Origin of the sequence: Rhizobium sp. BK112 (assembly GCF_014193215.1) — a bacterium.
Lineage (GTDB): Bacteria > Pseudomonadota > Alphaproteobacteria > Rhizobiales > Rhizobiaceae > Rhizobium > Rhizobium anhuiense.
The window spans coordinates 214607-227721 of record NZ_JACHYZ010000008.1; the positions used below are offsets into that span (position 1 = coordinate 214607).

12 protein-coding genes and 1 tRNA gene are annotated in these 13115 nt (G+C 62.4%); 8 read left to right on the forward strand and 5 right to left on the reverse strand.

Annotation, left to right across the window (positions count from 1 at the left end; translation table 11 throughout):
* Positions 1 to 13 precede the first annotated feature (13 nt).
* The 6 genes from bcsA (at position 14) to FHT75_RS22280 (ending at position 9014) form a co-directional block, all read left to right on the forward strand.
* The gene (gene bcsA / locus FHT75_RS22255; RefSeq protein ID WP_047616634.1) at positions 14 to 2206 is read left to right on the forward strand and encodes a UDP-forming cellulose synthase catalytic subunit; all 2193 of its coding nucleotides are present in this window, start codon (positions 14 to 16) and stop codon (positions 2204 to 2206) included.
* Complete coding sequence (locus FHT75_RS22260) at positions 2203 to 4665, forward strand: cellulose biosynthesis cyclic di-GMP-binding regulatory protein BcsB (protein WP_063474281.1); 2463 nt, start codon at positions 2203 to 2205, stop codon at positions 4663 to 4665. The genes bcsA and FHT75_RS22260 overlap by 4 nt, the downstream gene beginning before the upstream one ends.
* Positions 4662 to 5708, forward strand: coding sequence for a glycosyl hydrolase family 8 (locus tag FHT75_RS22265; RefSeq protein WP_063474282.1), 1047 nt, complete (start codon positions 4662 to 4664; stop codon positions 5706 to 5708). Before FHT75_RS22260 ends, FHT75_RS22265 begins: the two co-directional genes overlap by 4 nt.
* Positions 5705 to 8080, forward strand: coding sequence for a hypothetical protein (locus FHT75_RS22270; RefSeq protein ID WP_063474283.1), 2376 nt, complete (start codon positions 5705 to 5707; stop codon positions 8078 to 8080). Before FHT75_RS22265 ends, FHT75_RS22270 begins: the two co-directional genes overlap by 4 nt.
* A 90-nt stretch (positions 8081 to 8170) precedes the next feature.
* Complete coding sequence (locus FHT75_RS22275) at positions 8171 to 8839, forward strand: HAD family hydrolase (RefSeq protein WP_063474284.1); 669 nt, start codon at positions 8171 to 8173, stop codon at positions 8837 to 8839.
* Positions 8840 to 8937: 98 nt separating this feature from the next.
* Positions 8938 to 9014 (forward strand) — tRNA-Pro (locus FHT75_RS22280).
* Positions 9015 to 9210: 196 nt separating this feature from the next.
* On the opposite strand, the gene FHT75_RS22285 is transcribed toward FHT75_RS22280, so the two are convergent.
* Entirely contained in the window at positions 9211 to 9843 is a 633-nt protein-coding gene (locus FHT75_RS22285; protein ID WP_063474285.1) for a class I SAM-dependent methyltransferase, read from the reverse strand.
* Between the two features lie 499 nt (positions 9844 to 10342).
* On the opposite strand from FHT75_RS22285, the gene FHT75_RS22290 reads away from it, so the two are divergent.
* A complete protein-coding gene (locus FHT75_RS22290; RefSeq protein ID WP_047616437.1) occupies positions 10343 to 10558 on the forward strand; it encodes a hypothetical protein in 216 nt (71 codons plus the stop codon).
* Positions 10559 to 10564: 6 nt separating this feature from the next.
* Here the strand turns inward: FHT75_RS22290 and FHT75_RS22295 are convergent, their stop codons facing one another.
* A complete protein-coding gene (locus tag FHT75_RS22295; protein ID WP_047616438.1) occupies positions 10565 to 10798 on the reverse strand; it encodes a DUF982 domain-containing protein in 234 nt (77 codons plus the stop codon).
* 194 nt (positions 10799 to 10992) lie between these two features.
* On the opposite strand from FHT75_RS22295, the gene FHT75_RS22300 reads away from it, so the two are divergent.
* Positions 10993 to 11205: a hypothetical protein gene (locus FHT75_RS22300; RefSeq protein WP_029872887.1), complete on the forward strand. Its 213-nt coding sequence runs from the start codon at positions 10993 to 10995 to the stop codon at positions 11203 to 11205.
* 3 nt (positions 11206 to 11208) lie between these two features.
* Here FHT75_RS22300 and FHT75_RS22305 read toward each other — a convergent pair whose 3' ends face one another.
* The 3 genes from FHT75_RS22305 to FHT75_RS22315 form a co-directional block, all read right to left on the reverse strand.
* Positions 11209 to 11358, reverse strand: a complete 150-nt coding sequence (locus tag FHT75_RS22305) for a hypothetical protein (protein ID WP_047616637.1) — start codon at positions 11356 to 11358, stop codon at positions 11209 to 11211.
* Between the two features lie 60 nt (positions 11359 to 11418).
* Entirely contained in the window at positions 11419 to 11712 is a 294-nt protein-coding gene (locus tag FHT75_RS22310; RefSeq protein WP_047616439.1) for a helix-turn-helix domain-containing protein, read from the reverse strand.
* Between the two features lie 82 nt (positions 11713 to 11794).
* Entirely contained in the window at positions 11795 to 12976 is a 1182-nt protein-coding gene (locus FHT75_RS22315; RefSeq protein WP_047616440.1) for an ROK family transcriptional regulator, read from the reverse strand.
* Positions 12977 to 13115 lie beyond the last annotated feature (139 nt).

Genomic DNA, 13115 nt, shown 5'->3' on the forward strand with positions numbered 1-13115 from the left:
CGAAGGAACGACGATGCGCAAAGCCCGCAGTGTCATCATATGGGCCGTGGTTTCGCTCTGCCTGATCGTGCTGATCACGCTGCCGGTCAACCTGCAGACCCAGCTCATCACCAGCATCACCGTGGTAACCGTCATGGCGGTGATCAAGGTCTTGAAGGGCGAGGGGACGTGGCGCCTCGTGGCGCTTGCCTTCGGCACTTCGATCGTGCTGCGTTATGTCTATTGGCGCACCACCAATACGCTGCCGCCTATGAACCAGCCTGAGAATTTCATTCCCGGCCTGCTGCTCTATCTCGCCGAAATGTATAGCGTCGCGATGCTGGCGCTCAGCCTTTTCATCGTCGCCACACCGCTGCCGCCGCGCCCCTCGCGTGCCGCCAATCCCGGGCGTCTGCCGCATGTCGATGTCTTCGTACCGTCCTATAACGAGGATGCCGGGCTTCTTGGAAACACGCTCGCCGCCGCCAAGGCCATGGATTATCCGGCCGAGAAGCTGCATGTCTGGCTGCTCGACGACGGCGGCACCTTGCAGAAGCGCAATTCCGGCAAGCTGCTCGAAGCCCAGGCGGCTGCCGCCCGCCATATCGAGCTGAAGCAACTCTGTCAGGATCTCGACGTCAGCTACCTCACGCGCGACCGCAACGAGCACGCCAAGGCCGGCAATCTCAACAACGGCATGAAACATTCGACCGGCGAACTCATCGCCGTCTTCGATGCCGACCACGCGCCGGCTCGCGATTTCCTGCTCGAGACCGTCGGTTATTTCGAAGACGATCCGAAGCTCTTCCTCGTCCAGACCCCGCACTTCTTCATCAATCCCGATCCGCTGGAGCGCAATCTGCGCACCTTCGACAAGATGCCGAGCGAGAACGAGATGTTCTACGGCATCATCCAGCGCGGCCTCGATAAATGGAACGCCGCCTTCTTCTGCGGCTCGGCGGCGGTTCTGAGCCGCAAGGCGCTCGAATCCCAGAACGGCTTTTCCGGCATCAGCATCACCGAGGATTGCGAGACGGCGCTGGCGCTTCATGGCAGCGGCTGGAACAGCATCTATGTCGACAAGCCGCTGATCGCCGGCCTGCAGCCGGCCACCTTCGCAAGCTTCATCGGTCAGCGCAGCCGCTGGGCGCAGGGCATGATGCAGATCCTGCGCTTTCGCTTCCCGCTTCTGAAGCGCGGCCTGACGATCCCGCAGCGCTTCTGCTACATGTCGTCTACGCTTTTCTGGCTCTTCCCGTTCCCGCGGACGATCTTCCTGTTTGCGCCGCTCTTCTACCTGTTCTTCGATCTGGAGATCTTCACCGCCTCCGGCGGCGAGTTCCTTGCCTATACGCTGGCCTACATGCTCGTGAACCTGATGATGCAGAACTACCTCTACGGGTCGTTCCGCTGGCCCTGGATTTCCGAGCTGTACGAATATGTCCAGACCGTACATCTGCTGCCGGCCGTGGTCTCCGTCATGCTCAATCCGAGGAAGCCGACCTTCAAGGTCACCGCCAAGGATGAATCGATCGCCGTCAGCCGTCTGTCGGAGATCAGCCGTCCGTTCTTCGTCATCTTTGCGGTACAGATCGTCGCGCTCATCATCACCATCTACAGGATCTATGCCGAGCCTTATAAGGCCGACGTCACGCTCGTCGTCGGCGGCTGGAACCTCATCAACCTGATCATGGCCGGTTGCGCGCTGGGTGTCGTGTCGGAACGCGGCGAGCGCGCCTTGTCCCGCCGCGTCCGGGTCAACCGGCGCTGCGAATTCGGCGCCAACGGCAAGTGGTACGCGGCTTCGATCGAGGACGTTTCCGTCCACGGTGCGAGGCTTCACATCTTCAACAAGCAACTCGACGAGATGCTGGTCGGCGCACTCGGCGAAATCCGCTTCCGGCCCTATAGCGGCGCCGATCTGGAAACCCTGCCGCTCATCGTCCGCAACATCGAGCCGTCGGGCGACATCAGCAATGTCGGCTGCCAGTACGTGCCGAAAAGCGCGCTCGACCATCGCCTGATCGCCGACCTGATGTTTGCCAATTCCGGTCAGTGGACCGAGTTTCAGGCCTCGCGCCGCCGCAATCCCGGCCTGATCCGCGGCACCATCTGGTTCCTCGGCCTGTCGTTCTACCAGACGAGCCGGGGCCTCATTTACTTCTTCCGCAGCATGCGGCCGGAGCGGGAAGCCCAGCAGCGGGCGGCAAAGGTCAATGCCGGATGAGAAGGATCGTCGCCGCCTCGCTTCTCCTGCTGAGTGCCTCCGCCTTTGCCCAGGCGCAGACGGCGCCCTTCGACATGTCCGGCGAGCGGCCACCCGGGGCATCCGTTACCCCGAGATTGACGCCACCCACGCCGCCGACAGCCCCTGCACCCGCTCCCGGCACGCCTCCGGTTTCCGTAACACCCGCACCTGCAACGCCGGCCGCTCCTGCTCCCGCAGCCGTTCCTCTGACGATTGTCGTCCAGCCGCAACTGGCAGCACCCGCGCTCCAGCCAGCCGCGGCGGCAAATACCGCAGCGCCGCCGCGCTCCGGCGATGTCCGTCGCTATGTCGTGCCCTTTTCGAAACTGGATCTCAGTGGCGAATACGATCGCCGGTCATGGTCGGTCTATCTGACGCCGGAACAGGCGGCGGCCAAGGCAAGCTTTACCTTCGCCTACCAGAATGCGATCGTCGTCGCGCCTGAGGCATCGGCGGTGACCGTCTATCTCAACAACCGCCCGATCGGCCAACAGCGCGTCGGCTCGCCGGATGGACCGTCGGCCGTCACCTTCCAGGTTCCGCCCGGTTTGCTGCAGCCCGGCGCCAATCTCGTCACCTTCGAGGCCGCCCAGCGCCACCGCACCGATTGCAGCATCCAGTCCACTTATGAGCTGTGGTCGAACATCGATCCGGCCGGAACCTATCTGAGCTTTGCCGGCAGGGATGCCGCCCAGCTGTCGAGCGCCGACGCGATCCGCGCCATCGGCGTCAACGGCGCCGGCAAGACCGAGTTCGACATCGTCGTCCCGGCACTGGAGCAGCCGGGAACCACCAAGCCGCTGCTGCGACTGGCGCAGGGCCTGTCGGTGCTGAGCAGCATGCCGAACCAGATCTTTGCCTTCAGCACCGCTTCGCTTCCGGCCGCCGGGCCAGGTAAACTCAGCGTGCTCGTCGGTACCGCGGCGGAGCTGCGGCCGCTCTTTCCCAGCCTGCCGCCCGGCGCCGAAAGTGCGGCATTCGCCGCTTTCGCCACCGATCCGCGCAGCGGTTCGCCGGTGCTTCTGATCAGCGGCCCCTCCTGGCAGGCGGTCTCCTCGGCGATCGATACCATCGTCTCGCCGACGGACAGGTCCTCGGATGTCCGCCGCGACGTGCTGACGACCGAGCGCTGGAGCGCGCCGAACGCGCCGCTGGTCTTTTCCGATACGAACATCGCCTTGTCCCAACTCGGCGTGAAGACCACCGAATTCTCCGGCCGGCGGCTGCGGACCAGTTTCAATGTTGCCGTGCCGGCCGATTTTTATGCCAATGCCTACGGCGAGGCGAAGGTGCTGCTCGACGCCGCCTATACCGATAACGTGCTGCCCGGCAGCCACATCGATATCTACGTCAACGACAACATCGCCTCCACCGTGCCGATTACCACCACCACCGGCGGCATTCTCCGTCATCTGCCGATCCGCGTGACGATGCGGCACTTCAAGCCCGGTCTCAATTCGGTGGCGATCGAGGCGATCCTGATGACCAAGGACGATGCGGCTTGCGCGCCGGGCGCCACGGCCGGTGCGACGCCGCGCTTTGCCCTTTTCGACACATCCGAGCTGCAGATTCCGGATTTTGCCCGCGTCGGTCAGCGTCCGAATCTGGCGGCAATGTCCGGCACCGCCTATCCCTATGGTCGGGCCACCGAGCCGACGCCGCTCTTTATCGACCGCGTCGATGCCGATACGCTTTCGGCCGCCGCCACGCTGCTCGGCCAGATGGCGATCACGGCCGGCCATCCGATTGACGTCGACACCGTCGCCTCGCCGAATATGATCGGCGATCGCGACGCCATCTTCATCGGCTCCGTCTCGCAGATGCCGGCCACCGCGTTGTCGCAGGCCAATATTTCGACGGAGAGCCAGGCCTCGTGGCGTCCGGTGGCCGATACGCAGGCGAGCGTCGTCGATACCGGTACGGCCTTTGAGGAATGGAATTCCAAGGTCAGCGGCGGTGTCTTGCACAACCGGATCACGGCTTTCCGCGAATGGGTGTCGCGCAATTTCGATATCTCCCGCAGTTCGCTGCAATTCGTGCCCGGCGCCGAGGAGATTTTCACGCCGTCCAACGTCGACACGCTCCTGGTGGCCCAGGGCTCCAGTCCCGCGGGGGCGGGCGCGTGGACCGTGGTGACGGCGCCGTCGGCGAAGGATTTGCGCGAAGGGCTGGAGGTTCTGACCGCGCAGCTGAACTGGCCGCAGATATCAGGCCACATCACCACCTACTCGAGCAAGACAGGCAAGATCGAGACCGTGCCCGTCACCCGTTTCGATTTCGTGCCGTCCACCCCCTGGTCGATCTCCAATTACCGCTTGATCGCCGCCAACTGGCTGTCGACGAATATCCTCTCCTATGCCTTCCTGCTGGTCGTCTTCGTGCTGCTGATCGGGGTCACCACCTCAAGCATGCTCGGAAGGCTGGGTCGGTCGAAATGAGACGGTTACGCGCGCTCCTGCTTGCGGCATCGGTCGCGCTCGCTCCGGCTGGAGCGCCCGCCGTTGCGCAGCAGGCGATGATCAATGCCGGCGCATGGTCGGCATACAAGGCGAAGTTTCTCGATGCGAGCGGCCGTATCGTAGACAACGGCAACGGCAATATCAGCCACAGCGAAGGGCAGGGCTATGGCATGCTGCTCGCCTATCTCGCCGCTAGCCCCGCCGATTTCGAGCAGATCTGGTATTTTACCCGCACCGAACTGCTGCTGCGCGACGATGGCCTGGCCGTCTGGAAATGGGATCCGAACGTCAAGCCGCACGTCACCGACACCAACAACGCCTCGGATGGCGACATGCTGATCGCCTATGCGCTGGCGCTGGCCGGCACGGCGTGGAAACGCGAGGACTATATCCTTGCCGCCTCCCGCATGGCGCAGGCGCTGCTTGCCGAAACCGTCGTGCGCTCGGCTGGCCGGACGCTCCTGTTGCCGGGAAGCGAGGGTTTTACCGGCAGCGACCGTGACGACGGTCCCGTCGTCAACCCGTCCTACTGGATTTACGAGGCTATTCCGGTGATGGCGGCGCTCGCTCCGTCGGATGCCTGGAAACAACTGTCGGAAGATGGCGTGGCGCTGCTGAAGACGATGCAGTTCGGCCCGCGCAAGCTTCCCGCCGAATGGGTGAGCCTGCGCGGTCAGCCGCAGCCGGCCCAGGGTTTCGACGCGGAATTTGCCTATAACGCCATTCGCATTCCGCTTTATCTCGTTCGCGGCGGCGTCACCGACAAGGCGCTGCTGACCCACCTGCGCGAAGGGATGTCGAAAGACGGTGTTCCCGCCACCTTCGATCTGACCACCGGCCGGCCGAAGGCCGTGTTGCCGGATCCGGGTTATAGAATTGTTAACGATGTTGTGGCCTGTGTAATCGATGGGACCAAGCTGCCGGGCTCGGCCCTGCAATTTGCGCCCGCACTCTATTATCCGTCTACGCTCCAGTTGCTGGGGCTGGCCTATATCGGGGAGAAGCATCCGGAGTGTCTGTGAAGTCTTCCCTCGTGGCGGTTTCAGCGGCAGTCGTGGTGGCGACCCTCGTCACCGGGTTGAAGGATCGTGCCGCTCTGCAGGAACGGTTCGGCCTTGGGCCTGCCGGCAAGCCGGTGCCGGAGCTGATGATGATGGGCCGCATCAAGCCGGCCGATGCTCCCGGCGGCAATTCCGAATTCAACGCGCAGCTCGTCGCCGACAAGATCGAGGCAATCACTTCCTCGCCGCCGCCGGCACCGGATACATCCGCGCCGGATGCCGCAGCACAGCAGCCCGAAGTCCCTCCACCTGTGGCATCACAACCTGCGGCACCGCAGACGGCCGCCCCGCCGGCGCCGGTCACGCCCCCCATCGTTTCCGAGCCGCCCACGCCGCAACAGGCTGCGGCGCCGCCGCCGCCCGCCGTCGATGAAAGTGCGCTTCGTTATTTCGCCAGCCGCGGCGACAAGCTGCGCCTGCAGGCCGAAATCTCCCGCCTTCAGGCGCTCTACCCCAACTGGGTTCCGCCGGCCGATCCGCTCGCCGTGCCGCAGAATGGCGACAAACAGCTCGAGGCCATGTGGCAACTCTATTCCGATGGCCGCTATGCGGAGCTGCGCAAGGCGATCGCCGACCGCCAGGCAGCCGATGCCGGATGGCAGCCGCCGGCCGATCTGCTCGACCGGCTTGATGTCGCCGAGGCCCGCGCCCGCCTCATCAATGCGTCCGACCTCAAGCAATTTGCGACGGTGGTCGATACCGCTGCCGCAACGCCGAGCCTGCTCACCTGCAGCGAGATCGATATTCTCTGGCGCGTGGCCGAAGCCTTCATCCGGACCGAGAGGACGCAGCGCGGCCAGGACGCCTACACCTATATCCTGAAGAACTGCCCCAATCCGGCCGAGCGGCAGGCGACGGTCGAAAAAGCCTCGACGCTGCTTGCCTACCAGCCGATGCAGGCGCTGCTCGCGCTGGAGAGGCCTGCCAGTGAGGGCAGCAGCGAATTCGATGCGATCCGCGACAACCTCGCCCGGCGCTTCATGGCCGAAGGCAATGACGATCCGAATCTCGCCATCGCGCCCGATTATGTCGCACGTCTCGAAAAGCTCGCCGCGACCCAGGGGCTTGCCTCGGATGCGCTGCTGCTCGGCTGGTATCAGCTTCGCCGCAACAACGATGCCGATGCCGAGAAGTGGTTCCGCGCCGCCCGCGCCAAGCAAGATTCGGCGGCCGCTTCGCAGGGGCTGGCGCTGGCGCTGATTGCCCGCAAGGCGCCGCAGGAAGCCGAAGAGGTGATGTTCCGCTGGCGCGCCGATTCCGAGGATGCAACATCAACCTATCTCGCCGCCACCGCCAATCTGATGGCGCTGCAGCCGCCGGCCGATCTGGCCGAGGATGTGCTGCATCGCGTCGCCGCCGAAGTCATCGCCCGCAAATACGCGCCGACGGCGCAGCAGTTCGGCTGGTATGCCCGTTCACTCAATCAGTTCCAGACCGCCGCACGCTGGTTCGAGACGGCTCTTGCCTGGAAACCTGATGACGAACCGTCCGCCTATGGCCTTGTCATCACCCGCGAGCAGTTGAGCGACCGCAAGGGCGTGCTCGACCTCCAGCGCGCCTGGGCCGGCCGGTCGACCCGGATCACCAAACTCGAAGATACCTCCTCGCTGACGCCGAATGCGGTCGCGACAGAGAAGGGGACGCTCGCTCCGCAGCAGCCGGTTCAGCCGACGCAGCCGCCGCGTCCGACCGCCGCTCAACCGCTCCCAGCCGAGCAGGGACCTGCACAGCAGCCGGAGCCGGAAGTCGCCGTTGGCGCGGCAAGGCCTTCGCTGCAGACGGTGACCGTCCAGCGCGGTCCGCGCCAGACACGCGGCTGCTCGACGACCATCGATGCAGGGCAGCTCAGCCCGGCCGACGCCCTGTCGCGCGGCTGGTGCCTGATGGATATCAACCGGCCGATGGAGGCGATCTCGGCCTTCGAGGCGGCATTGCAGAGCCCGGCCCGCAAGGTCCGTGAAGACGCGGCCTACGGCCAGAGTCTTGCCTATCTGCGCGCCGGCCTTTCCGGCAATGCTGCCGTCGCGGCCACCAAGGCGCCACAGAACCGACAGCGCGCCGCCGAGCTTCAGGTGGCGATCCTCGCCGACCGGGCGCTTTCGGCCTTCGATGCCGGCCGTTATCGCGAAACCCTGATCTATCTCGATCAGCGTGCCCAGCTGCAGCAGGAACGTATCGACCTGATGGTTCTGCGCGGCTACTGCTACCTCAATCTCAAAATGTACGGCGATGCGACCCGTATCTTCGAAGCCGCTGCCGCGACCGGCAGCCGTGATGCCGCCCGCGGCCTTGCCGACGTCCGCAACGTCACCCATCCGGACGTCAACGACTGACGTTGACGCCGCCGCCGCTCTCCGCTACTCGCCTGCGCAGGGGCCGCCGCGGCCTCATGCTTCCCGGCCTCATGCTTCAAGGAAAAGCCCGTGCCCGCTCGCCATGACGTCCTCGACAGGTCCTATGATGCCTTCCTCTTCGATATGGACGGAACCCTCCTGAATTCCATCGCCGTCGTCGAACGCGTCTGGAGCGACTGGGCAAGGCGCCACGGCTTCGAACCGGAGGTTTTCCTGAAGACCATCCACGGCATCCGTGCCTCCGACGTCATCCGCGGGCTCGGCCTGCCCGGCGTCGATCCGGCCCACGAGTCGGATCTGCTGCTCGCCGAGGAGATGGAGGATGTCTCCGGCATCGTCGAAATCCAGGGCGCCATCCGCTTCCTCTCCGCCATTGCCGATGGCAAATGGGCAATCGTCACCTCGGCGCCGATCGAGCTCGCCAGGCGCCGCATGGCTGCCGCCGGCATCCCGATGCCGAAGGTCATCGTCAGCGGCCAGGAGGTCAAATCAGGCAAGCCCAGCCCCGAAGGTTATCTGCTCGGCGCAAGCCGCCTCGGCGTCGATCCCGCGAAATGCCTGGTCTTCGAAGATGCCGTCGCCGGCATCCTCGCCGGTGAAGCCGCCGGCGCCGACGTCACCGTCATCACCGAAACCCACGCCACTCCATTCGAAACACCGCATTTTTCGATCGCCAACTACCAGGCATGGCAGCCCATTCAAACCGCTGAAGGCCGATTGGCACTCGCCGCGATCTGAGCATTCGCACAAACCGCTTCCTTTTTGTGGGAGGCAAGGTTTTTCCGCTTGCATTGCACGCGCTGAAAAACTAAACGAAGCAAGCCGTTTCGGCAGGTCGGGGCGTAGCGCAGCCCGGTAGCGCACTTGACTGGGGGTCAAGGGGTCGCTGGTTCGAGTCCAGTCGCCCCGACCATTTATCCCCTTGAAATCCCAGTCAGAATGTCACTTTCTTCGTCCCGCCGGCGGCGGAAAACGGAACGAGACATGGCCAGTAGTGCTGAAACGGGAACCGAAAACCCCGGAAAAGTCCCGAACGAAAACGTCATTTGTTGATGTTGCAGACGAGTTGCTACGCCGTCATTGAAAACACGGCGGGCCTTACGCCGTCTTCAGTGCGGTTTCTGAGCGATCGCGATCATCGACTTCGCCAGCAGCGGAATCCTCCCGACATATTCGAAGTCGACGTCTTCGAAGCCTGTTTCGACGAGCAGCGTGCTGAGCGTTTCGGGAGACCAGAATTTGATATGGCCATGGTCCTTGAGCGGCATGAAATGGTCATCCATCTTTCCGCTTACGGCCAACGCCAGATTTTTCCAGTAGCCGTGAAAAGGCGTCGACACGACCGCGATGCCGCCGGGCTTGACCAGATCGTAAATGGTGGCCGAGAAAGATTTGGGATCATAAACATGCTCCACCACTTCAAGGCTTATCACCGCATCGAAGGTCCCGTACCGGCTGGAGAGATCTTCGTAACCAGAGCCGATCTCCAGCGGAAGATCGGGATGAGCCGTTCTCGCTTTCGCAATGCCGTCCTCGGACGGATCGACACCGACGACGTCGTAACCTTTTTTTGCCAGCACGGCGGCAGCACCGCCGGTGCCGCAACCGAGGTCGAAGACCGCAGTCTCGTTTGCCTCCTGAAAATTATTCTGGAGAACATCGACAACGGCCGGCAAGATATAGGAATGGGCGGTCGCCGGCTTGGCGTGGACATAGGTAGTCGCGTCCAGTTCGATAGACATATTACCTCCTGATAAGTGAGCCGCCGCAATGGTACGGCGGACTTTGACGGCAGTGTGGTGTCGTTGTGGTATTAAGGTGATAAACGCCGAAGGCGTTCGCGGCTGCCAAGGGATCTCCAGCGGTCCCGGCGCTCGTCTCGGGGAAGTCCGCGAAGCTGATTGACAGGGTGCCAGGAAGATGCTGAAAACGGGCCGCAATTGAGGTTGCCGCATTCTCGCGGACCAAAGGGCCGCTGTATCGGCTCCAGCCGTTTCGACCATTTAAAATAAATAACGCGCTGGAATACCCTTTGGGAGTGTGTCGCAAATAGTTGCTGTAGTTCTTTTTGGTACTCCCTCAGTTGGGAGAGGTGATGATTGTTGCATTTTGTTAAGGCTATACCGAGCTTTGAAGTTAAGAGTCCAATTTTGATTTGAAAAAGATCTGAACCCTCTTCGCTTTCTGGCGAATATGTGTAGATTAACATTATCCCTGTCAGAAATAGCCTAGTGCGAGCGCATGGCGGATATGAAGCAGAATCTCACTTGCAGGCAGGCCCTCGCAGCCGCTTTCCAAGCTCTGTCGGAAGAGGCCGTCAAAGCCGGCTGGTCGGAGGGCGATGTCGCCCTCGCGCTCGCTGAACTCGCCGAGGAGCAGGTGATCGAGGTGACCGCCAAGGTCATCACGGAAGGCTCCATCCATCCCCAGTTCGCCGCCAGCGGCCGTAGCAGCTAGAGCAATTCACACCAGCAATCCTGCCGCTTTGGCTGCCGTGACGAAGGAAGCCTGCGCTGCGCGCGGGCTGCGCAGTCCGTCGAGCGCATCCAGGCAATGCTGGCGCGCAACGCGATAATCGCGCCCGCGCTTGCTCGGCCACCGTTTCAGATATTCGACGGCCTCCCAGACGGTGGAAACGATCAGGCTGCTATTTGGAGAAAGGACCCGGACGGGGGAGGGAAAGCGTATTTCGCTCACGTCTGCACTCACTGATTCCTGCTACAAGCGCCACCAAACGCGCGGGACAAAATTTTGTTCCATAATTTTATTCCCCGGGAATTTGCGCAGTTGCTAAAGTTCGGACCGTCGCGCATAATGATTTTATGACGGTTGCGGAGGGCGGCCGGCGATGCAAGCGTGAATGCGTTTGCCCTCGGAGGATGTGCGGCGTGATGTTACGATCATCAATTCATCCGCATGATTTACCGCTATTTTCGGAAGATCTCGATTTGCTGTCGCAAGTGCTCGACAAGGTCTGCGACGAACGCGGCCTGGCCAGGACGACACCGGAGGCCGAGCGGATCGGTGCGGTCATCATTCAGCTCTACAGGCAGGGCGTGAAAGACGGCGGCAAACTCGCCGATCTTGCAAAAACCTATCTCTGACGATCAGTTCTGCTCGATCGACACACCATTCTTGCCGATGCTCATCTCGATCCCCTGCGGCTTGCTTTCCTCGTGGAAGATGTAGGCGCCGAGACCGACGACGGCGACGACGAGAACGCCGATGATGACGTAGAGACCATTGCTTCGGTTCAAGAGGCTGCCCCCGTATGTGTTCATGGGACAGCGAAACGCTGAGCGCACCGATTGGTTCCGTCAGTCGTCGTTGGCGGCGTTGAGGTTTTCCGGCCGGATGCCGTCATCGCTGGAGCTGCGTGCGCGCAACCGGATGCCGGGGCCGCCTTCATCTTGATTGCCGCTGGAAAGGAAGATGATGCCGTGCGCTTCGAGCGTACTGCGCACATCGAACAGCGCGTGCGGCTCGCCCGCAAATTCACCGTTTTCGAGCGCCGTCACGGTCTCCACGGGCAGGCCGCTGGCGGCGGCGAGCTCTTCGATACTCATTCCGATCATGGCGCGCGCGCCGCGTATCTGCGTTGCCGTTATCATGGTGGAAAATCTAGCGCATTTGCAGCGCTTCTCAAGTGGCCCGGCGATTGATTGGCGAACGAAGCAATGCTGCATGCATTCTTCAAACGTCCCTCAGTTTTACGCCAAACAGATCATCATGCATGCGCTGGACCGCGATCCCCACGCCGCCCATAAGGGCGGCCCGGTTTCCGAAGCGGCTGATCTCGATGCGCGGCGGATAAGGGGTACAACGCGGCAGGAAACGCCGGATGGCGTCCACGAGTTCCGGTCTCGAGCCGATGCTGCCACCGGTGATCACCAGTTCAGGATCAAGAGTTGCTCCGATTGCCGCAATGGCGACCGCCACCAGCCTGGCCGTCTCTTCGATTGCGGCCACGGCGCTTGTATCTCCTGCATCAAACGCGGCGAAGAGATCGGCCACGGTGGATGCGTCACGCCCGCCGAAACCGGTGTAGCGGCGCAGCATCGCCACGCTGCCGACCGCGCTCTCAAAGGTTCCAAGCGTAAAGCCGCCGGGATCGAACGCATCCCCGCCGATCGGGAGATAGGCGATTTCGCCGGCCGCGCCACGCGCGCCGCGCAACAGAGTTCCGTTGGCGATGATGCCCATGCCGACGCCTGTTCCAAGGGCAACGAAAGCAAAATTGCCGGTTTCGACACCGTGCCCCTGCCACCGCTCCCCTTGCGCCGCAAGGTTCACATCGTTTTCCACGATCACGGTGATCCCCATTCTGTCGCTGAAGACTTGCTGCAGATTTATGGCGTCGATGCCGGGGATATTCGGCGCGACGTTGATGTGTCCGGTGACCGGATCGAGCACGCCGGGTGTGCCCAGGACGGCGAGACGGAGCTTGTCGGCGGTGGTCCCGGCCGCAAGCGCGAGTTCAACGAGAAGATCGCTGAATTGATTGACGAGATGCATGCCTCCGCGCGGGTCGGTGGCCACTTTGGTTTCGGCAACCACGTTTCCCAACAGATCGCAGATGGCTGCGGCGATCTTGGTGCCTCCGAGATCGATAGAGACAGCCAGTCCGGCCCTCGCATTGATTTCATAGATAATGGCATTCCGGCCTGGACGACCGTCGGTCTGCCCGACAGGTTTCAGCCATCCGTCATCCTCGAGGTCGCGCACGACCTCGGAAATCGTCTGCTTTGACAGACCGGTCAGCTTGGCGATATCGGCGCGGGAGATCGGCCCGTTTGCCAAAATGGTTCGGATCACCGCATTGGTTGAAATTTTTCGTGCGATGGGTGTCTGTACGACGGAAGATGTCATTGCCATCCAGCCAGATCGATCCAATTAGTTCGGAGCGCATACTTAATTGGGGCGATATTAGATCATAATTATCAAGAAGAAGAGAAATTCGGAAGCTTAGCTCCGCCGTCCTCCCGGATTTGAGTATAGCAAGATCGGCAATTTG

Coding starts and splice junctions, on each gene's coding strand:
- bcsA (WP_047616634.1), top strand. CDS start 14: ATGCGCAAAGCCCGCAGTGTCATCATATGGGCCGTGGTTTCGCTCTGC.
- FHT75_RS22260 (WP_063474281.1), top strand. CDS start 2,203: ATGAGAAGGATCGTCGCCGCCTCGCTTCTCCTGCTGAGTGCCTCCGCC.
- FHT75_RS22265 (WP_063474282.1), top strand. CDS start 4,662: ATGAGACGGTTACGCGCGCTCCTGCTTGCGGCATCGGTCGCGCTCGCT.
- FHT75_RS22285 (WP_063474285.1), bottom strand. CDS start 9,843: ATGTCTATCGAACTGGACGCGACTACCTATGTCCACGCCAAGCCGGCG.
- FHT75_RS22290 (WP_047616437.1), top strand. CDS start 10,343: ATGGCGGATATGAAGCAGAATCTCACTTGCAGGCAGGCCCTCGCAGCC.
- FHT75_RS22300 (WP_029872887.1), top strand. CDS start 10,993: ATGTTACGATCATCAATTCATCCGCATGATTTACCGCTATTTTCGGAA.
- FHT75_RS22310 (WP_047616439.1), bottom strand. CDS start 11,712: ATGATAACGGCAACGCAGATACGCGGCGCGCGCGCCATGATCGGAATG.
- FHT75_RS22315 (WP_047616440.1), bottom strand. CDS start 12,976: ATGGCAATGACATCTTCCGTCGTACAGACACCCATCGCACGAAAAATT.